General features: G+C 71.5%; 14 protein-coding genes. 6 read left to right on the top strand and 8 right to left on the bottom strand.

Translation table 11 applies throughout. The features are described from left to right. The first annotated feature begins 227 nt into the window (after positions 1-227). Positions 228-458 carry a hypothetical protein gene (locus tag AB0N81_RS27620; protein ID WP_055544920.1) on the top strand — a complete coding sequence of 77 codons (231 nt, stop codon included), beginning with the start codon at positions 228-230 and terminating at the stop codon, positions 456-458. Positions 459-645: 187 nt separating this feature from the next. Here AB0N81_RS27620 and AB0N81_RS27625 read toward each other — a convergent pair whose 3' ends face one another. From AB0N81_RS27625 to AB0N81_RS27655, 7 genes are all read right to left on the bottom strand, one after another. Next, the gene (locus AB0N81_RS27625) at positions 646-1,476 is read right to left on the bottom strand and encodes a serine protease (RefSeq protein ID WP_365362864.1); all 831 of its coding nucleotides are present in this window, start codon (positions 1,474-1,476) and stop codon (positions 646-648) included. 142 nt (positions 1,477-1,618) lie between these two features. Further along, positions 1,619-3,163, bottom strand: coding sequence for an RNA polymerase sigma factor (locus tag AB0N81_RS27630; protein ID WP_365362866.1), 1,545 nt, complete (start codon positions 3,161-3,163; stop codon positions 1,619-1,621). 468 nt (positions 3,164-3,631) lie between these two features. Next, positions 3,632-4,519: an FCD domain-containing protein gene (locus AB0N81_RS27635; RefSeq protein WP_365362868.1), complete on the bottom strand. Its 888-nt coding sequence runs from the start codon at positions 4,517-4,519 to the stop codon at positions 3,632-3,634. A gap of 161 nt (positions 4,520-4,680) precedes the next feature. Then, positions 4,681-6,636: an ATP-binding cassette domain-containing protein gene (locus AB0N81_RS27640; protein WP_365362871.1), complete on the bottom strand. Its 1,956-nt coding sequence runs from the start codon at positions 6,634-6,636 to the stop codon at positions 4,681-4,683. A 122-nt stretch (positions 6,637-6,758) separates the two neighbouring features. Beyond that, on the bottom strand, positions 6,759-7,520 hold the full coding sequence (locus AB0N81_RS27645; protein WP_365362873.1) for an NUDIX hydrolase: 762 nt from the start codon (positions 7,518-7,520) through the stop codon (positions 6,759-6,761). A gap of 275 nt (positions 7,521-7,795) precedes the next feature. Further along, positions 7,796-9,724 (bottom strand): glycogen debranching N-terminal domain-containing protein, encoded by a 1,929-nt coding sequence (locus AB0N81_RS27650; protein ID WP_365363027.1) that lies wholly within the window; start codon positions 9,722-9,724, stop codon positions 7,796-7,798. Between the two features lie 325 nt (positions 9,725-10,049). After that, positions 10,050-11,675 carry a DUF4192 domain-containing protein gene (locus tag AB0N81_RS27655; RefSeq protein WP_365362876.1) on the bottom strand — a complete coding sequence of 542 codons (1,626 nt, stop codon included), beginning with the start codon at positions 11,673-11,675 and terminating at the stop codon, positions 10,050-10,052. A 247-nt stretch (positions 11,676-11,922) separates the two neighbouring features. Between AB0N81_RS27655 and AB0N81_RS27660 the strand changes: the two genes are divergently transcribed. The 4 genes from AB0N81_RS27660 (at position 11,923) to argB (ending at position 15,897) form a co-directional block, all read left to right on the top strand. Next, positions 11,923-12,579, top strand: coding sequence for an isochorismatase family protein (locus AB0N81_RS27660; RefSeq protein WP_365362878.1), 657 nt, complete (start codon positions 11,923-11,925; stop codon positions 12,577-12,579). Positions 12,580-12,725: 146 nt separating this feature from the next. Beyond that, on the top strand, positions 12,726-13,766 hold the full coding sequence (gene argC, locus AB0N81_RS27665) for an N-acetyl-gamma-glutamyl-phosphate reductase (protein ID WP_365362881.1): 1,041 nt from the start codon (positions 12,726-12,728) through the stop codon (positions 13,764-13,766). Beyond that, a complete protein-coding gene (gene argJ, locus AB0N81_RS27670) occupies positions 13,763-14,914 on the top strand; it encodes a bifunctional glutamate N-acetyltransferase/amino-acid acetyltransferase ArgJ (RefSeq protein ID WP_365362884.1) in 1,152 nt (383 codons plus the stop codon). Before argC ends, argJ begins: the two co-directional genes overlap by 4 nt. 104 nt (positions 14,915-15,018) lie before the next feature. Next, the gene (argB, locus tag AB0N81_RS27675) at positions 15,019-15,897 is read left to right on the top strand and encodes an acetylglutamate kinase (protein ID WP_365362887.1); all 879 of its coding nucleotides are present in this window, start codon (positions 15,019-15,021) and stop codon (positions 15,895-15,897) included. A gap of 112 nt (positions 15,898-16,009) precedes the next feature. Here the strand turns inward: argB and AB0N81_RS27680 are convergent, their stop codons facing one another. After that, positions 16,010-16,501: an amino acid acetyltransferase gene (locus tag AB0N81_RS27680; RefSeq protein ID WP_365363029.1), complete on the bottom strand. Its 492-nt coding sequence runs from the start codon at positions 16,499-16,501 to the stop codon at positions 16,010-16,012. 325 nt (positions 16,502-16,826) lie between these two features. On the opposite strand from AB0N81_RS27680, the gene helR reads away from it, so the two are divergent. Beyond that, the gene (gene helR / locus AB0N81_RS27685) at positions 16,827-19,031 is read left to right on the top strand and encodes an RNA polymerase recycling motor ATPase HelR (protein ID WP_365363031.1); all 2,205 of its coding nucleotides are present in this window, start codon (positions 16,827-16,829) and stop codon (positions 19,029-19,031) included. The last annotated feature ends 11 nt before the right edge of the window (positions 19,032-19,042 follow it).

Below are 19,042 nucleotides of genomic sequence, written 5' to 3' on the forward strand. Positions count from 1 at the left end.
GCACGTCCTCATGAACAACCGGCAAGCCAGCCGGGAGGATCTGACCTGACAGACAGCGCGAAACCGTAAGACACGTAAGAGACGCAATACGGCACATTCGCCGCCAACCGGCAACGGACAGCCTCCTCGAAAAGAAACTTCGAGGAAAAGCCACGAGCGGGAACGTTTTCGGCCTGGTTGGATGTTGACCCTGGTACGACAGCTCGTCGAGCTAGAGAAGAGGCGACGTGACTACTGTTCTGACCCCCGCGAGCCCCCTGACGGCCGCTGATCGCTGCGACCGCTGCGGCGCCCAGGCATACCTGCGCGTCGTCCTGTTGAGCGGCGGTGAACTGCTCTTCTGCGCCCACCACGGTCGCAAGTTCGAGCCGGAACTCAAGAAGATCGCCGCTGAGATACAGGACGAGACGGAGCGCCTGACCGCCGTTCCCGAGAGCGCCACCGAAGAGGAACGCTGACACCTCGCATCCACGACGAGCCAGCTCCGGCACACCAGGCCGGTGAACGGGCGGCCGCACCTGCCACCAGCAGGTGCGGCCGCCCGCTCTCGTCACAGGGCCGTACAGAGCCGTACAGGGCCCTTCCCGGCCGCCCTGGGGACCGCCCCGGGCCGGCCGCCGCACGTGCCCGGGGCAGTCGGACAGCTCAGCCGCGGGCGTCCAGCGCCCCCATGGCGTCCGAGATCCTCGTGTAGACGCCCGGGCTCCCGGCGCGTCCGCAGCCGCTCCCCCAGGACACGAGGCCGATGAGCCGTCCGTGCGCGATCAGCGGCCCGCCGCTGTCCCCCTGGCATGCGTCCCGCTCACCGTTCATCTCACCGGCACAGAGCATGCTGCGGGCCACGAAGCGCCCATCGGCACTGCCCGGGTACGCCTTCTCGCACACCGCGTCGGCAAGGACCTTCACACGTGCCGCATGCAACGTACGGGCGTAGTCACCGGCTCCCGTGGTGTCACCCCAGCCGTACACGGCGGCGCGTGTCCCCGGCCCGTACGCGGGGTCACCCGGGCCCGCCATCGGGATCACGTGCCCCTCGGGCAGCGGCTCGGCCAGGGTCAGCGCCGCCACGTCTCCGGAGTTCGTGTGGCTGTCGTACCGCGGGTTGACCCAGATCTTGCTCACCCGGACCTCCGTGCCCTCCGTGGACCGCAGATCTCCGCGGCCGACGATGACCTTCAGGTCCGACATCTCACTCACTGCCACCCCCAGCACGTCTTTGCTCATGCAGTGGGCCGCCGTCAGGACTGTGGACCGTCCGGTGACCACGCCGCCGCAGAACTGTCCGGAGCGCGCACCTCCGAACCGGTCACGGCTGGCGAGCGCCACCACCCACGGATTCTCGGACACCTCCACCGGCCTGCCCCCGATGACCACACTGTCGGCCACCGCGGGTGCCGGAGAAGCCAACGGAAGGGCGGCGGCAGTGGCCGCAAGAGCCAGTACCCCCGTCCACGCTCGGGCGAAGGGACGAAGCATGCGATCTCCTCACTCTGGGTTGCCAACGCGTACCCCAGAGTCATGCAGTATCGCCCACCCCGCACCCGCGCACGCGAAAGGCCCGAAGCCGCGTGCTGCGGACTTCGGGCCTTTCGTGGAACGCCTCGGTGACGGCCGGTGCCTAGTCGAGGTAGTCGCGCAGGACCTGCGAGCGCGACGGGTGACGCAGCTTCGACATCGTCTTCGACTCGATCTGACGGATGCGCTCACGCGTCACTCCGTAGACCTTGCCGATCTCGTCGAGGGTCTTGGGCTGGCCGTCCGTGAGACCGAAGCGCATGGAGACCACGCCCGCCTCACGCTCGGACAGGGTGTCCAGGACGGAGTGCAGCTGCTCCTGGAGGAGCGTGAAGCTGACCGCGTCGGCCGGCACGACCGCTTCGGAGTCCTCGATGAGGTCACCGAACTCGCTGTCGCCGTCCTCACCCAGGGGGGTGTGGAGGGAGATCGGCTCACGGCCGTACTTCTGGACCTCGATGACCTTCTCCGGGGTCATGTCGAGTTCCTTGGCCAGCTCCTCCGGGGTGGGCTCGCGGCCCAGGTCCTGGAGCATCTGGCGCTGGACACGGGCCAGCTTGTTGATGACCTCGACCATGTGCACCGGGATACGGATGGTGCGGGCCTGGTCGGCCATGGCGCGGGTGATGGCCTGACGGATCCACCAGGTGGCGTACGTGGAGAACTTGTAGCCCTTGGTGTAGTCGAACTTCTCGACCGCGCGGATCAGACCGAGGTTGCCCTCCTGGATGAGGTCCAGGAAGAGCATGCCGCGGCCGGTGTAGCGCTTGGCCAGGGAGACCACCAGGCGGAGGTTGGCCTCCAGGAGGTGGTTCTTGGCGCGGCGGCCGTCCTCGGCGATGATCTCCAGCTCGCGCTTGAGCTTCGGGGCGAGCTTGTCGGCGTTGGCCAGCTTGTCCTCGGCGAACAGGCCGGCCTCGATGCGCTTGGCGAGCTCGACCTCCTGCTCGGCGTTGAGGAGGGGGACCTTGCCGATCTGCTTCAGGTAGTCCTTGACGGGGTCGGCGGTGGCGCCGGCCGCGGCGACCTGCTGGGCCGGCGCGTCGTCCTCGTCCTCGTCGGAGAGCACGAAGCCCTGGGCGCCCTCCTCGGCGGGCTCGCCCTCGCCGGGCTTGCCGGCGGCGGGGGCCTCCTCGGTGACCTCTTCGTCCAGGAGCTCGTCGGCGTCCTTCTTGGAGGTGGTCTTCTTGGCCGCCGTCTTCTTGGCGGCGGTCTTCTTGGCGACGGCCTTCTTTGCCGTCGTCTTCTTGGCGGCGACCTTCTTCGCGGGCGCGTCCTCGGAGGCACCGTCCGCAGTCGACGCCTCAGTGGCGGCGGTGGCGGTGGGCTTCACCGTGGCGGCCTTGGCCGCGACCGTCCTGGTCGCGGTGCGCTTGGCCGGGCTCTTCGCTGCGACGCTCTTGCGGGGGCGCTTCGGCTCCGCGGCACTGACCATCAGCGTCACACCCTCTTCCTCGAGGATCTGGTTGAGGCTGCGCAGAACGTTCTTCCACTGAGTGGCCGGAATCTGGTCAGCTTCGAAGGCACGACGCACGTCATCGCCGGCGATCTGCCCATCAGCCTTTCCCCGCTCGATGAGCGCCATGACAGAGACGGATTCGGCGATCTCCGGCGGGAGCGTACGGGATGTGCTGGCCGACACGAACAACCTCTCGGAACGTTGGAAAACGGCTTCCGGCCCCGTCCATTGTGGACCGGAGCCGACGACCGGCGGCTGGGGATTGTGCCGACGGCGCGGGCGGGGCCGGGGAGCTGCACAGCGCCGCGAACGACGTCTGTATTCCCTCCTCGGCTATCACCTCTTAGGTCATCGCGCTGTTCCTTGGAGCGTTACGCCCAATCTACGTGGCCCGAGTCACACCCCGTAAGCGCACAAAACCATCCAGATACGGTCAGAAGCCACCTATACGCATGCACGAATGATCCCCCGATGCCCCGTGAAGAAACCCCCCATATTCGTGTCGCCGGACTCCACCCGGGCTCCTGTGGAGCCTGCGGAGGTCCGGCGACAGGGGGAACGGTGGCGGAGGCGTCGTTGGGTACGGAGTGACGTACGCGACGGCTCAGCGCTGCCGCGGGGCACGCGCACGACAGCGGCGCCGACGGGGCCGCGCGATCAGTGCTCGCGCGGGGCGGGCACGACGCGCTCCACCTCGGGGTGGACGACGAGCAGCTGCCGCATGGCCGCCTCGGCGCCGGCGCCGTCGCCCGCCGCGAGACCGTCGACCACGCGGGAGTGGTGCACGAGGGCGGCCTCGCTGGGGCGGTCACAGCCGGTGATCGGCCCGCCCGAGACCTGAAGGGCGGCCGAGACGATGCCGGACAGGTGCTCCAGCATGCGGTTGCCCGCGACCTGGATGAGCAGCGAGTGAAACTCCGCGTCGGCGCGGGAGAAGGTGATCACGTCGCCCTGACCCAGTGCGTGCCCCATGATCTCGACCATGTCGGCGAGACGCTGCTGCACGTCCTCACGGCCGTGCCCCGCGGCGAGGCGGGCGGCGAGGGGCTCGATCATCCAGCGCAGCTCGCCGAGCTCGCGCCGCTGGTCGTCGCGCTGCGGCCCGAAGGCACGCCACTCGATGATGTCGGGGTCGAGCAGGTTCCAGTCGCTGACGGGGCGCACACGCGTGCCGACATTGGGCCGGGCGCTGACCAGGCCCTTGGCCTCGAGCACGCGGAGGGACTCACGGACGACGGTGCGGGAGACCTCGAAGCGCTGGCCGATCTCCTCGGGGACGAGGGGGCGGTCGGCTCCGAGGTCACCGGAGACGATCATCTGGCCGAGCTGCTGGACGAGTTGGCCGTGCAGCCCGCGGCCGCGGCTTCCGGCGGCGCGCCGGCCCACGCGCCCCAGATCCTGGTCGGGGCCGTCCCACACGGGGGCGGCGACGCGGTCGCCACCGGCGGGCTCCGCGAACGGGTATCGGTCGAGGTCGCCCGGGCCGGCGAGGCCGGAGTCGGCGGAGCGGGCGGCGGTCATCATGGTGTGCGCAAGGGTACTCACGGATCAGTTGTCGGCGCTGCCTCCAACTCCCTTGAGGTCTTTGGTGAAAAGCACACGAAAGGGTGATCGCTTACCTCGCCGCAATTGACGCCTTATCGGAAAGAAATGGACCCCCTCCGGGGAGTTGCGCACGGGGTCGCGGCGGAGGGCGGCGGACGACGTCAGCGGACCCTGGTCCGCGTCGCCGTGAGCAGATAAGTGCAGAGCAGAGCGGTCAGCGACAACATCAGCGCCCCGCCCACGGGTTGGGCGATCATGCGCACTGCCGCCGCCAAATACCGCTCGGCACCGAACGGCCACTGCACCAGAGCGAGGTCCCGGAGCCGTCCCGGAAGTCCGGCCGCCGATCGCACAGACGGTCCCTCGACGGCCTTCTGTACGAGCGGTACGACGACGATCGGCACGGCGAGCACGGCGGCGAGGCCCGCCGCCGTGGACCGGAACACACCCGCGGCCAGCACCCCGGCCCAGGCGCAGCCCGTCACGAGAGCTACCCAACTCGTACTCAGGGAAAGCCAGTCCGCGGGAACCTTTGTGAGCTCGTCTCCGTATACAAGGTGAAGCAGCGCGGCGTCTGAGGCCACCGCGAGGGTGCTCAGCAGCAGTGCGGTGGCGGCCGCGACGAGCAGTTTGGCGCCGAGCATCCCGAGGCGGCGCGGGACGGTGCCCCGGTCCGCGGCGAGGGCGGGGTGGCGGAACTCGTCGCCGAAGGCGAGGGCCCCCAGCAGCCCTGCGCCAAGGGCCGCGGGCGGCAAGGGGAGTTCGTGCGGCCAGGCCGCGACAATGCGCGGCTGCGGCGTGTGGCCGGTCCGTGCCAGGAAGACGCAGAGGAGAGCGGAGGCGGCGAGGACGGCGGCCAGGGTGAGATAGGCCGTGCCGACGCCCAGCAGGCGACGCAGCTCATAGCGCAAGGGATTGAGCGGGCTCCTGCCGGGGCGGACGGTGATGGGGGGCGGCAGGGAGGACGCCGCGCCCCGAGGGGTGGGCAGTGTGGCCTCGCGGAGGCTGAAGGAACTCGTGTCCCTGGTGTCGATCGGAACGGTGTCGTCCCCTTCGAGCGGCGCCCGTGGCGACAACAGGATTTTCCGCTCGCCTTCGGTCGGTGCGGCGGCTGGTTCGACGGTGGGATCGGGGGTCGGCTCGGGGGAGAGTTCGGCGGTGGTGTCGGCAGGACGGGGGTCAGGGGGCGCTTCGGTCGTGAGCGAGGTGCCGGATGGTGCCGCGCTCTCAGGGCTCTGCGGCGGTCCCGCGTCGCCGATCTCGTCGGCGAGTTGATGGACGAGGATGCCATGGCGGTACGCGGTCTCCCCCACATCGGCGCAGTTGCTTCCGTAGACGGAGAGCCTGTTGCCGTCCTCCCTGACCACCTCGATCGAGCGCCGCCCCGCGCGTGCCTCTTTGGCGAGGAGGGCGCCGAGGCGGGCGGCGTGCGGGCTCCGGACGGCGACGCGGGGGCGGAGCCTGGTCCGGGCGAAGTCCGCGGCCTCCTGGTCGGCGACCAGCCGTCCCGATTCCAGGGTGACGACGCGGTCGGCGGTCCGTGCGGCCTCCTTGGGGTCATCCGTGGTGAACAGGACCGTGCCGCCCTGGCCGGCGTGGGCGCGCAGGATTCCGTGCAGCCACGCGCCCTCCCGCACGGAGAGACTGTCGCCCGGTGCGTCCAGGACGAGCGTGTGCGGGTCGGCGAGAAGCGCGCACGCGAGCCCCAGGCGGCGGTCCATGCCGCGCGAGAGGGTGCCGAGACGTTGGTCCCTGAGGCTGACGAGTCCGACGACCTCCAGGACGTCGTCGGCGCGCCCGACGGGCACGCCCGTGGCCGCGCACAGCATGCGCAGATGGCCGCGGACCGAACGTGCGGGGTGGCCGGGGACGTCGCCCAGGAGGACGCCCACTTCACGCGAAGGCTGGGCGATGCGGTGCAGCGGGCGGCCTCTGAAGTACGTGATTCCACGGCCCTGTTGGAGTTCGAGCATCAGCCGCAGCGCCGTGGCCGCGCCGGTGGCTTCGGCGTCGAGCAGCGCCGTGACACGGCCGGTGCGCGCCTCGAAGGACACGTCGTCCACGACGGGCGGAAGCTCCTCGCGGGGATTGCTGGTCAGTCCGATGGCCTGGATCATCGCTTCTCTCGCAGGATGTGCGACCGCTCGGCGGCCGAGGCCCGTCAGCCGGATCGGGAACCGACGCACCCCGTGGGTACTGCAGCAAGATAACGCGACATTTGCGGCTTTTCGGTCAGGCTTCAGACTTCGGGGCGCAGCATCGGCGGGTTGAGGAGCGTCGCGCCGCCGGCGCGGAAGAGCTGGGCGGGCCGTCCGCCCTGCCGGGTGGTGGTCCCGCCGGTGGGCACGAGGAAGCCCGGGGTGCCCGTGACCTTGCGGTGGAAGTTGCGCGGATCGAGGACGACGCCCCAGACGGCCTCGTACACCCGGCGCAGCTCGCCGACGGTGAACTCCGGCGGGCAGAAAGCGGTCGCCAGCGAGGAGTACTCGATCTTGGAGCGGGCGCGCTCCACGCCGTCCGCGAGGATCTGGGCGTGGTCGAAGGCGAGCGGCGCGGCCTGTTCGTCCTCGCGGCCGTAGCCCCCCTGCTTGAGCAGGGCCTCGACGGGGGCCCAGCGGGCGCTGTGCGCGTCGCCGCCGGCCCGTGGTGCGGGCAGGTCCGGCGCGAGCGCGAGGTGGGCGACGCTGACCACGCGCATGCGGGGATCGCGCTTCGGGTCGCCGTAGGTGGCGAGCTGTTCGAGGTGTGCTCCGTTGGCCTGGGCCGGGGCGTCGGGGTCATGGGCGCACAGGCCCGTTTCCTCGATGAGCTCGCGGGCGGCCGCGGCCGACAGATCCTCGTCGGCTCGTACGAAACCGCCTGGCAGCGCCCAACGCCCTTGGAACGGCTGCTCACCGCGCCGCACGGCCAGTGCGCAGAGCGCGTGCCGGCGCACGGTCAGCACGACCAGGTCGACGGTGACTGCGAAGGGCGGGAAGGCCGACGGGTCGTAGGGCGACATGCCGCGATCATAGTCGTCTGCCTGACGATAAACACCTCCTTCGCCCATTGCCGACCGTCACGTCGACCGGGGCGGGGGCAGGTCCGGCGGGGCCGTCTCGGTGGGAGTTGCCCACTGCGGTGCCGTGGAAGACATGTTCGCCGAGGCGGACGCAGCCCGACCGGGTGGCCTCGACGGCCGACGGGGCGAAGAATCCGTCCGTGTCGTTAGCGGTCAAGTCGTCGATGCTGTCGAGCCGGTTGGACCCCTACGCCCGCACCGGGTGAGCTCCTGGGTCACACTCCCAACTGCAGCCCGTCGGCCGCCTCCTCGACCATGGCGAGGCCGAGTCTGCTGACGCGCACGGAGAACGGGGCTCCCGCGACGCTCAGCGCACTCAGCCCCAGCTCGCCCAGCGGGACACTGCGGAGCGGGCTCAGCTTCACCGTGCGGGCGGGCGCGTCGGGGCGGATTCCGGCGAGCGCCACGAGGACGTGCACCCCGGCGGCCGCGGCGGTGGCCGCCGGACGACAGGCTGCCGGGTGCGGCAGCGGAACTCCGCCTTCCGTGCGCTGCTCCCCCGCGTACATCTCGGGCAGGCGGTGGCCGAAGGCCTCGGCTGCGGACAGCATGCCGCGCAGCAGTGAACTCGCCTCTTTCTCGTATCCCACCGCGGCCAGCCCCGCGACGGCGACGGCCGTCTCCTGCACGCGGACCGCCCCGCCCCGATGTCCGAACGGGTTGTACGCGGCCTCCTTCGCGCCCATGCTGCGCAGCCCCCAGCCGGAGTCCATGGCGGGGCCGCCGAGGAGTCGGGCGAGCTGCTCGGTCCTGACCTTGTCCAGCAGGCCGGGGGCGAGTGTGCCCGACCCGAGCAGGCCGGTGTCCAGGAGGTGGGCCGCTCCCCCGGTGAGGTGCGGCACGGGCCGGCCGTCGGCCAGGCGGGCGGCGGCCGGTCTGCCGCCGGTCCTGTCCGCCACCCAGAACTCCTCCTGGAACGCGGACCGCAGTCGGGCCGCCCACTGCCGCAGCCCGGCGGGATCCGCGCGGCCGTGCGCGTCGAGCAGGTCGGCGCCGAGCAGCGCGGCGCGATGCGCGTGGGCCTGGATCTCACCGCGGGCCGCCCCGCCCGGGCGGGCGTCGGTCAGGAACACGCCGTCGCCGACCGAGGTGAGCAGCCACCCCAGGCATCGTTCCGCCGCGGGCAGCAGGTCCTCGACCTCCTGTGCGGGGAGTCCCCAACGCCAGGCCTCCGCGAGGAGCACAGGGAAGAGCAAGGTGGCCTCGGTGCCGGTGCAGCCGGGCGGCAGGTGCGGTCCCGCGTCCCGCAGCGGCCCCGGGATCATGCCCGACCGTGGGCCCGGCCCCGTGAGTTGACTGCGGGCGAGGGTGCGCAACGTCCCCGCCGCGATGCGTGTGCCCAGGGGCAACGCCATGCGGGCGGCGGCCAGTGCCTCGGCCGGCGCGAGTCCGCACCGCCACGGCGCTCCCGCGGCCGGATACACATCGGTCGGGTGCTGCGGGGCGCGGAGCAGCAGCGCCTGCAGATCCTCCACGGACCGGGCGAGGAGCGGCTGGACCCTCGGGTCGTCGCCGACGGCCCTCGCCCCCGCTCCGGCGCCCGGGCGCATCGTGCCGTGTCCCGCCGCCCGGACCGGCCCGGCGCCGTCGGGCCGCACCCTCAGCTCCACACTCCTGGAGGAGCCCGGCGGCAGGTCCACCTCCCAGCGCAGCAGGCCCGCGGATGCGAGGGCGTCCGCCGGTGCGGGGTCGGCCGTGACCACGCAGTGGGCCGTGGCGGACGACCAGCGCATGCCGGAGTCGTGGACGGTGGCGGGCAGTTCGGGTCCGGCCCGGCCCGAGGCTACCGCGCCCACCTCGGCGAGGTCCGTGCCGAGCGAGACTTCGAGGGGCAGTCGCAGGGGGCGTCCGGAGGCGCTGCGCAGGGTGATCCGTTCCGTGCCGTCCGCGTGGCGGACCCGCTCGACGACGACCTCGGGGTCGGGGCCGCCGTCCGTGGACAGCCGCAGCGTCGCGACGAACCGGGCGCTGTCGGCGGACAGCATACGGGCCTGTACGGCGACCGGCTCGCGTCCCGCCACGCGCACCTGGCAACGGGACAGGGTCCTGCGCCCCGCGCGGTAGAAGCCCTCCAGGCCCCGGCCGGTCAGTTGCCCCTGGTCCGTCGAGATCGCGAGGGCGGGCAGGGCGACGCAGATCAGCATGGCGTGCGCGGGCGGGAGTTCACCGGGACGGCGAGGCACCGCGGCCGGAACCGGTGCCGAGGCCGGAACCGGTCCACCGGAGAAGGGCGTGGGGGCCGGCGCGGCTCGCCGGGGCCCCTCTCTGTCGAAGACGGAAGACGGAACGGGAAGAGACATGAGGCAGCTTCTTCTGCGTTGTCTGCGCTACGGGAGTCGGGAGGTCGAGGAGGTGCGGCGGCGCGGCCCGCCTGCGGGTACCGCCACTCAGGTGAACGGGCCGACCCCGCTCCAAGTCACGCCCGCACGACGGAAGCCGACCATCTGGCCCATCCCGGTGACCGCGCGCTCATCGGTCGTCCCGCGCGCCGCGACGCATGGTGCGGCGGCGGTTCTGCGGCCCTGCGCCCGGGCCGTCGGGTCCGCCGGGTCCGCCGGGTCCGCTGGGTCCGCCGGGGGTTCGCGTACCGCCGACGTCCTTGAGAGCGGCACGAGAAGCGGGGCGGGTGCTGGGCCGAGGAGTGCCGGCCGCCTGAGTCCCCGCTTCGTCCGCCGATCGGGACAGCCGTCGCCGGCGTCGCCGACGAGGAGCGTCTTTCGGCGCCTCGGGAGAGTCCAGCCGATGTGCGGGACCCGAAGAGTCCGAGAGGGACCGCGCCTCCTCGTCGAACGCCGTCCGCACGGCACGCTCGTCGCGCCGCCTGCGCAGGCACCGGCGGATCGATTCCGGGTCCATGTCCTCGTTGCAGGCGCGGTTGAGGAGCACGGCGAAGGTGTAGTCGGAGTCGGCGCTCAGCGCCATGTCCAGGGCCTCCTGGCCCTCCGCGAGGTCTCCGAGCGACCAGGCGACCCAGCCCGCGAGGGCGAGCGGCGCCGCCGCGTGCTCCGTGTACGCACCGACGCAGCGCCTGGCCAGGGCCCGCCAGAGGCGCAGCGCGGGTGGCGCCTCGTCTCCTTCCATCCACTCCGCCGCACGGTCGCGGGTCGCGCCGGGTTGGAGGCCGAAGATCAGTGCGGCCGCCTCGTCGTGGGCGATCAGCTCGTCGTCCCTGTTGTCCGCATCGAGGGTGTCGGGGGCTGAGGGTGCGGCTTTCAGGCGTGCCATGATCCGGCGGGCCAGGTCCAGCGTCTCGGCGGCGACACAACCGCCGCCGTCGCGGCGCTCGCCGTGCCGCTCGCCGTGCCGCTCGCCGTGCCGCTCGTCATGGCTCTCTGCGTGATGCTCTTCGTGGTCCTCCTCGCTCAGCATCCTGGGGAGGAGTTCGAGGCCTGCCGCGTCGAGCGCCCGCTCCTGGTCCGTCGCCGCGGCCGTGTTCCACGGGGCGAGCCGCCCCCTGATCTCGCTCTGCGTGGCGCTCGCCCGGACGCCCATGTACGTCGCGGCGGCGGCCAGGACCGAGGTGCCCGGCCTGAGCAGAGGCCTGCCCTCCGGCGGGCAGCATCGAGTGTCCGGGCAGCAGTAGGTCCAGAAGCGGCCTTCCGAGATGCACACGACTTCGAGCACCGGGACGTCGAGGCGGCCGCACGCCGTGCGCAGCATCTGCGCCAGCGGCCGCAGACGCTGCACGACCTGCTGCCCGGTCTCCGCGCCGACGGGCTCCTGACAGAGGAAAGCGACGATCCCCTCAGGGCGCATTCCCCTCCTCTCGCACCCTCCCACCAGGCACTGGGCGAGCTGCTCCGCGATGCACGGCCAGTCCTCCGCGCGCTCGGGCACGCCGAGGCGCACGCGGCCGCCGAACCGGCCCCTCTCGCCATGCAGGGCGATGAGCACGACGCTCTCCTCGGGCCTGAATCCGAGCAAGTACGGCAAGGCGTCCGCCAGTTCGGCCGGTGTGCGCAGGGTGACGATCGGCTCTTCGAGCGAGACGCGTGGATCGAACGAGTCGCTCGGATCGAACGAGTCGTGCGGGTCGAACGAGTCGTGCGGGTCGAACGAGTCGTGCGGGTCGGCTGCTTCGCTGTGATTCGTCATGCGCCGACTCTCCCGCGGAACGCAGAAGTCCGGTTGACCCTGTGGATAACCACGATCAGGGGCACGCCAAGGGTTATCCACAGCCCCCGCGAACTCGCCCGCCGCGGCGTCAGAATGAGCCTCATATCAGCGCCCGGCCGGCCGACCGGCCCACCGCCCCAACCCGCTATTTAGGTTAGGCTAAGCTAACGTCACTTCGCAGTTCGGACCCAGCGGTGCGCGCGTCTTCAGGGGAGGGAAATCACCCATGGGCCTACCCGCCATCGGCTCCTACCCGATGCCGGACCGCACCGCCCTTCCCCAGTCGCATGTCTCCTGGAGGATCGATCCGGTGCGTGCGGCGCTGTTGATCCACGACATGCAGAACCACTTCGTGGGGGCATTGCCGACGGGGCGCTCCCCTGTGGCGGAGCTCGTCGACAACATCGCGACGCTCCGGGAACTCGCCGCGACGCTGGGCATGCCCGTGATCTTCAGCGCGGAGCCCGCCGGGCAGGGCCCGGGGCAGCGGGGGCTGGTCGCCGACATGTGGGGGCCGGGCATCGGGGACGAGCCGGGAGCCGCCGCGATCGTCGAGCCCCTCACCCCCCGCCCCGGCGAACACCTGCTGTCGAACGTGCGCCACAACGCCTTCCTGCGCAGCCATCTCGGCAGACTGCTGCGGTCGAAGGGCCGCGACCAGCTGATCATCTGCGGGGTGTACGCACACCTGGGCGTCCTGTTGACCGCGGCGGACGCCTTCATGAACGACATACAGCCGTTCGTCGTCGCCGACGCGGTGGCCGACCTCTCCGCCGAGGAACACACCCTGGCACTGCGCTGGGCGGCACGCAGCGGGATGGTCTGCACGACGGACGGCCTGTTGCGCGGCCTGCTCCTGCACAGGGAGCCGAACAACGCCTGATCACCTCACGGACGGCACCCCGGGCGGCATACGAGTGGGCCCACAGACCCAGTAACACGCAAACACCCAGTCACGCAGGCAGCAGACACGCGGTCGTGCAGACACACAGTCACGCAGACACACGGACGCCACGAGAGACGGAGACCATGACAGTACGGGCCGCGGTGGCCGGAGCCAGTGGCTATGCCGGCGGGGAGATCCTCCGCCTGCTGATGTCGCATCCGGAGGTCGAGATCGGCGCGGTGACCGCGCACAGCAGCGCGGGGCGGCGGCTCGGGGACGTACAACCGCACCTGGCCGCCGTGGCGGACAGAATTCTGACGGAGACGTCGGCCGAGTCCCTGCGGGACCATGACGTGGTGTTCCTGGCGTTGCCGCACGGCCAGTCCGCCGCCCTGACCCGCCAGTTGGAGCCGGGCACCCTCGTCGTGGACTGCGGGGCGGACTTCCGGCTGCGCGATCCGGGCGACTGGGAGCGGTTCTACGGTTCGCCGCACGCCGGGACCTGGCCTTACGGGCTGCCCGAACTGCCGGGGGCGCGGGACTCGTTGAAGGGCACCGACCGCGTCGCCGTGCCGGGCTGCTATCCGACGGCGGTGACCCTGGCGCTGTTCCCGGCCTTCTTGGCGCGGCTGGTGGAGCCGGAGGCGGTCGTCGTCGCCGCCAGCGGGACATCGGGAGCGGGCCGGGTGGCCAAGCCGCATCTGGTCGGCGCCGAGGTGATGGGCTCGATGACGCCCTACGGAGTCGGCGGCGGTCACCGGCACACTCCGGAGCTGACGCAGAACCTGTCACACGTCGCGGGCGAGCGCGTGACCGTCTCCTTCACCCCCACCTTGGCACCGATGCCCCGGGGCATCCTGGCGACCTGCTCGGCACGCCTGCGCCCCGACGTGCCAGCCGACGCCGCGGAGGACGCCGCACGCGCCGCGTACGAGAGCGCCTACGCCGACGAGCCTTTCGTACGTCTGCTGCCGCCCGGCACCTGGCCGTCCACGGCCGCCGTCCTCGGGTCCAACACCGCGCAGGTGCAGGTGACCGTGGACACCGACGCCCGTCGGCTGGTCTGTGTCGGCGCCATCGACAACCTGACCAAGGGCACCGCGGGTGGCGCGGTGCAGAGCATGAACGTCGCCCTCGGCCTTCCCGAAGGGATGGGCCTGCCCATGAATGGAGTGGCTCCGTGAGCGTGACCGCTGCCCGGGGATTCCTCGCGAGCGGAGTGTCCGCCGGGATCAAGGAGTCCGGCGATCCGGATCTGGCGCTGGTGGTGAACCGGGGGCCGTCGGCCGCGGCGGCCGGGGTCTTCACCTCGAACCGCGTGCAGGCCGCGCCCGTGCGCTGGTCCCGGCGCGCGATCGCTGACGGCGCCCTGGCCGCGGTCGTCCTCAACTCCGGTGGCGCCAACGCCTGTACGGGGCCCGCGGGTGAGGACGACGCCCGGGTGATGGCCGAGCACACGGCGCGGGCGGTGGGCGCCGAGCCCGGTCACGTCGCGGTGTGTTCGACCGGCCTGATCGGTGTCACGCTGCCCATGGACCGTGTGACGGCGGGCATCGACGCCGCCGCGGCACGGCTGTCGGAGGACGGCGGTGTGCCAGCCGCGGTCGCGATCAAGACGACCGACTCGGTGCACAAGACGGCGGTGGCAGCCGGCCCCGACTGGACCGTGGGCGGCATGGCGAAGGGCGCCGGCATGCTGGCCCCCGGCCTCGCGACCATGCTGGTGGTCCTCACGACGGACGCCGACGTGAGCGCTCCGGTGCTCGACTCCACGCTGCGGGAGGCGGTCCGCACCACCTTCGACCGGGTGGACTCGGACGGCTGCATGTCCACCAACGACACCGTGCTGCTGCTCGCGTCGGGCGCTTCGGGGGTGCGGCCCGACCCGGCCGAGTTCGCCGAGGCCGTACACAACGTCTGTCGCGACCTGGCGCTCCGGCTCGTCGCCGACGCTGAGGGCGCCTCGAAGGAGATCGAGGTACGGGTGGTCGGCGCGGCGTCCGAGCAGGACGCCGTGACGGTGGGCCGGTCGGTGGCCCGCAACAATCTCCTCAAGTGCGCCCTGCACGGCGAGGATCCGAACTGGGGCCGCGTGCTGTCGGCGATCGGCACGACCTCCGCCGCCTTCGATCCGGACCGCCTGGACGTGGCGATCAACGGCGTATGGGTGTGCCGGGACGGTGCGGCCGGTGAGCCGCGGGACCGGGTGGATCTGTCCGGGCGTGAGGTGACGGTCACCGTCGACCTGCGCTCGGGCGAGGCGGCGGCGACGATCTGGACGAACGATCTCACCGCCGCGTACGTCCACGAGAACAGCGCGTACAGCTCGTGAACGGGGCAGGAGCAGGGGCAGAGGAAGAAGCAGAAGTGCGGATGACCACGGATATGGAAACAGACGCGGTTGCGGGGACGGCCGCAGATGCGAATGCGGATGCGATGGATCCGTCCGTCGCGTCGCTTCTCGCGTCGGCGGAGATGCGGGGCAGCGTGATCGTCGTCAAGTTCGGCGGTCACGCCATGGTGGACGCGGAACTGCAACGGACGTTCGCCCGGGACGTCGTGGAGCTGTGGCAGGCCGGCCTGCGCCCCGTCGTCGTGCACGGAGGCGGCCCGCAGATCAACGCGATGCTCGACCGCCTCGGCCTGGAGACCCGGTTCGCGGCGGGCATGCGGGTGACGACTCCGGAGACCATGGAAGTGGTCCGCATGGTGCTGACCGGCCGGGTCCAGCGCGATCTCGTCGGCCACATCAACGCCCATGGGCCCTTCGCCGTCGGCATGACGGGCGAGGACGCGCACACGATGACGGCCGTGCGGCGGTCGGTCTGGGTGGACGAACAGCCGGTGGACATCGGCCTCGTCGGCGACATCGTGGACGTGAACACCGGTGCCGTGCGCACGCTTCTGGAGCAGGGTCACATCCCGGTCGTCTCCCCCGTGGCCCGCGGGGAGGACGGGCAGGTCTACAACGTCAACGCCGATCTCGCGGCGTCGGCCCTGGCCGTGGCCCTCGACGCCGAACGTCTGGTGATGCTCACCGACGTGGAGGGGCTGTACGCGAACTGGCCGCACAGCACCGAGGTGATCGAGCGCCTGACCGCCGACAGGCTGGATGAGCTGCTCCCGGGGCTCGCGAGCGGGATGCTGCCGAAGATGGAGGGCTGCCTGCGGGCCGTCCGCGGTGGCGTGCGCAAGGCTCATGTTCTCGACGGCCGAGTGCCGCATGCCGTGCTGCGAGGCGTTCTCGGCGAGACCAGCCCCGGGACGACCGTGGTCCCCGACAGCGTGACGGACCGCGCCGAGTGCGCTGTCTGACCGTCATGGACAACGGCTTCCGACCCCGTGCGCCCCGGGAGGGAGCCACAAGACGTGACGCGACGCCGAGACGCGACGCCGAGGTGACGTAGCGCCGACGTGATGCGCCGCGTCAGAGGCTCCGCGTGAGTATCCGCGCGTTGCGCCGGGGGTCGAGCGAGCGCGCCCAGGACGGGGGTGCCAGACGCGCGTCCGCGGGCTCGAATCCGTACCGGAGGAACAGGTCGCCACCCCCCGTCGTCGCCGTGAACAGGGCGCCGAGCGACTTGGCGTGCGCCACGGCCAGTACGGCGCGCAGCAGCCCCGCGCCCACTCCACGGCCCTGCCTGTGACCGGCCACGCAGAAGTTGTACAGGACGCCCGCCTCCCTGGGGCCTTCGTCACACCCCTCGCGCTCCTCTGCAGGATCGGCGGCGGGGTGGACGCGGAGGCCCACGCAGCCTTCGAGGGGGCTTCCGGGTACGTCCATCACGAGGAAGTCGGTCGCGTGGGCCGCGTACAGCGAGGGCGATCGCTCGCGCAGCGCTCCGGAACGTACGAAGGGCCGGGACAGGGCGACGAGCGCGGCGGCGTCCTCCTCGCGGGCGGCGCGCACGGTGGGCATCCCCTCGGGGAGCTCGTACCGCGGCGGGGCCGACAGCTCGTGCTGCGGCGGGGCAGGGCGCGGCGTAGCCGTGATCAAGGCTGGACCTTCCTCGGTGTTCCACGATCGAAGAACGGCTCGTCGCCGTGTCTCTTCTACGGGACAAGCGAGATAAGGCTAGCCTTACCTAACTAGCGAGTCCAGCCGGGGCGGATCTTGCCCGTAAACAACAAAGGGCAAGAGGGTGTACCCACCTCTTGCCACTCTCAACTTATAGCGCACCGGGGGACTTGCGGCAAGACCCCGGTCGTCCCGCACAATCACTGGCCTAAGCCTGATCCTGCGGATATCGGAGACCCCCCTGACCACCAGTGCGTTCAACCTGCCCGCCAACCTCTCGCCCAAGGCCGACCCGGCGCTGATCGGCCACGACGAGCAGCGCTTCGCCGCCATCGCGGCGAGCCTCGACCAGACCGTCGCCGACCTCACCGGCCGGCTCGACGTCCTGCGCAAGGCGCCCGGCGGCATCGGCCGGGAGGCGATGGACCGGGACTCCGAGATCCACCGGCTGAGCAGCAGGCTGCGCGCGCTGCGCCGCTTCGGACTCGACCTGTGTCTGGGGCACGTCGTCACCGCCGACGGCTCCGAGCCCCTCTACATCGGACGCCTCGGCCTCACCGACAGCGAGGGCAACCGGCTCCTCGTCGACTGGCGTTCGCCCGCGGCCGAGCCGTTCTTCGCCGCGACCCACGCCAACCCGATGGGGCTGGTGAGCCGCCGCAGATACCGCTGGACCAGCGGCCGGATCAGCGACTACTGGGACGAGGTCTTCACCGCCGACGGCCTGGAGCACCACGCCGCGCTCGACGACCAGTCCGCCTTCATCGCCAGCCTCGGCAGCAACCGGTCGGCCCGGATGCGTGACGTGCTCGGCACCATCCAGGCCGATCAGGACGCCATCATCCGCGCGGGTTCGCGCGGCGCGCTCGTCGTCGACGGCGGGCCGGGCACCGGCAAGACCGTCGTCGCCCTGCACCGCTCCGCCTACCTCCTCTACTCCGACCCGCGCCTCGGCAAGCACCGCCGCGGCAGCGTGCTCTTCGTCGGTCCGCACGAGCCCTACCTGGGCTACGTCGCCGATGTCCTGCCCAGCCTCGGCGAGGAGGGCGTACAGACCTGCACGCTGCGGGACCTCGTGGCCGAGGGCGCCACGGCGGCTCCCGAGACGGACCCCGAGGTGGCCCGCCTCAAATCGTCGGCCGACATGGTGAAGGCGATCGAGAAGGCCGTCGCGTTCTACGAGGAGCCGCCGACCGACGGCGTCACGGTCAGGACACCCTGGGCCGAGGTACGGGTGAGCCGCGCCGACTGGGCCGAGGCGTTCCGGGCGCCGGGCCCGGCCACCGCGCACAACGAGGCGCGTGAGCTGATCTGGGAGGAACTGGCCACGATCCTCATGGACAAGCAGGGCATGGACGAGGAGGAGGACGGCGTCTCCCCCGAGATGTTCCAGCGGTCCCTGCGGCAGGACAGGGAACTGGTCACGACCCTCAACCGCGCGTGGCCGCTGCTCGAAGCGGCCGATGTCGTCTCCGACCTGTGGACGGTCCCCGCGTATCTGCGGATGTGCGCGCCCTGGCTCGACCGCGACGACGTGACGAAGCTGCAGCGCAAGGAGGCCCCGCAGGCCTGGACGGTGTCCGACCTGCCGCTCCTGGACGCGGCACGGCAGCGGCTCGGCGACCCGGAGTCGGCACGGCGCAAGCGGCGGCACGCCGTCGCGGTCGCCGCCGAGCGCGAGCGCATGTCCGGCGTCATCGACCAGATCCTGTCGGCCGCCGACTTCGCCTCGGCCGGTGACGACAGCGAGGGCGCCGTCCGGATGCTGCACGGCAAGGACCTCCAGGACAGCCTGATCGACGAGGGCGGCCTGCCCGCCGAGGACCCGGACCGGCTCGCGGGCCCGTTCGTGCACGTCGTCGTGGACGAGGCGCAGGAACTGACCGACGCGGAGTGGCAGATGCTGCTGCTGCGCTGCCCGTCACGGAGCTTCACCATCGTCGGTGACCGCGCCCAGGCGAGGCACGGGTTCACCGAGTCGTGGCAGGAGCGCCTGGAGCGGGCCGGCATCGACCGGGTCACGATGGCCTCCCTGAGCATCAACTACCGCACCCCGGAAGAGGTCATGGCGGAGGCCGAGCCGGTGATCCGGGCCGAGATTCCCGACGCCAACGTACCGACGTCGATCCGCAGCAGCGGCATCCCCGTCTCCCACGGCACGGTCATGGAGCTGGATTCGGTCCTCGACACCTGGCTCGCCGCGCATGACGACGGGATCGCCTGCGTCATCGGCAGCCCCGCGTTCCACGAGAAGTTCCAGGCTCCGGCGCGTGTGAGGTCTCTGACACCGGAGCTGTCCAAGGGGCTCGAGTTCGACCTGGTCGTCCTCGTCGACCCGGAGACGTTCGGCGAGGGCGTCGAAGGTGCGGTCGACCGTTATGTCGCGATGACCCGGGCAACCCAGCGGCTGGTGATCCTCACGAGCTCCTGAGGCCGGAAGGC

This window comes from Streptomyces sp. NPDC093510, assembly GCF_040683555.1.
Lineage (GTDB): Bacteria > Actinomycetota > Actinomycetes > Streptomycetales > Streptomycetaceae > Streptomyces.

Excerpts from the sequence above, each read along its gene's own strand:
- AB0N81_RS27625 (WP_365362864.1), bottom strand. The coding sequence starts at position 1,476 with ATGCTTCGTCCCTTCGCCCGAGCGTGGACGGGGGTACTGGCTCTTGCG.
- AB0N81_RS27640 (WP_365362871.1), bottom strand. The coding sequence starts at position 6,636 with ATGATCCAGGCCATCGGACTGACCAGCAATCCCCGCGAGGAGCTTCCG.
- AB0N81_RS27645 (WP_365362873.1), bottom strand. The coding sequence starts at position 7,520 with ATGTCGCCCTACGACCCGTCGGCCTTCCCGCCCTTCGCAGTCACCGTC.
- AB0N81_RS27650 (WP_365363027.1), bottom strand. The coding sequence starts at position 9,724 with ATGCTGATCTGCGTCGCCCTGCCCGCCCTCGCGATCTCGACGGACCAG.
- AB0N81_RS27655 (WP_365362876.1), bottom strand. The coding sequence starts at position 11,675 with ATGACGAATCACAGCGAAGCAGCCGACCCGCACGACTCGTTCGACCCG.
- AB0N81_RS27660 (WP_365362878.1), top strand. The coding sequence starts at position 11,923 with ATGGGCCTACCCGCCATCGGCTCCTACCCGATGCCGGACCGCACCGCC.
- argC (WP_365362881.1), top strand. The coding sequence starts at position 12,726 with ATGACAGTACGGGCCGCGGTGGCCGGAGCCAGTGGCTATGCCGGCGGG.
- argB (WP_365362887.1), top strand. The coding sequence starts at position 15,019 with ATGGATCCGTCCGTCGCGTCGCTTCTCGCGTCGGCGGAGATGCGGGGC.
- AB0N81_RS27680 (WP_365363029.1), bottom strand. The coding sequence starts at position 16,501 with ATGCCCACCGTGCGCGCCGCCCGCGAGGAGGACGCCGCCGCGCTCGTC.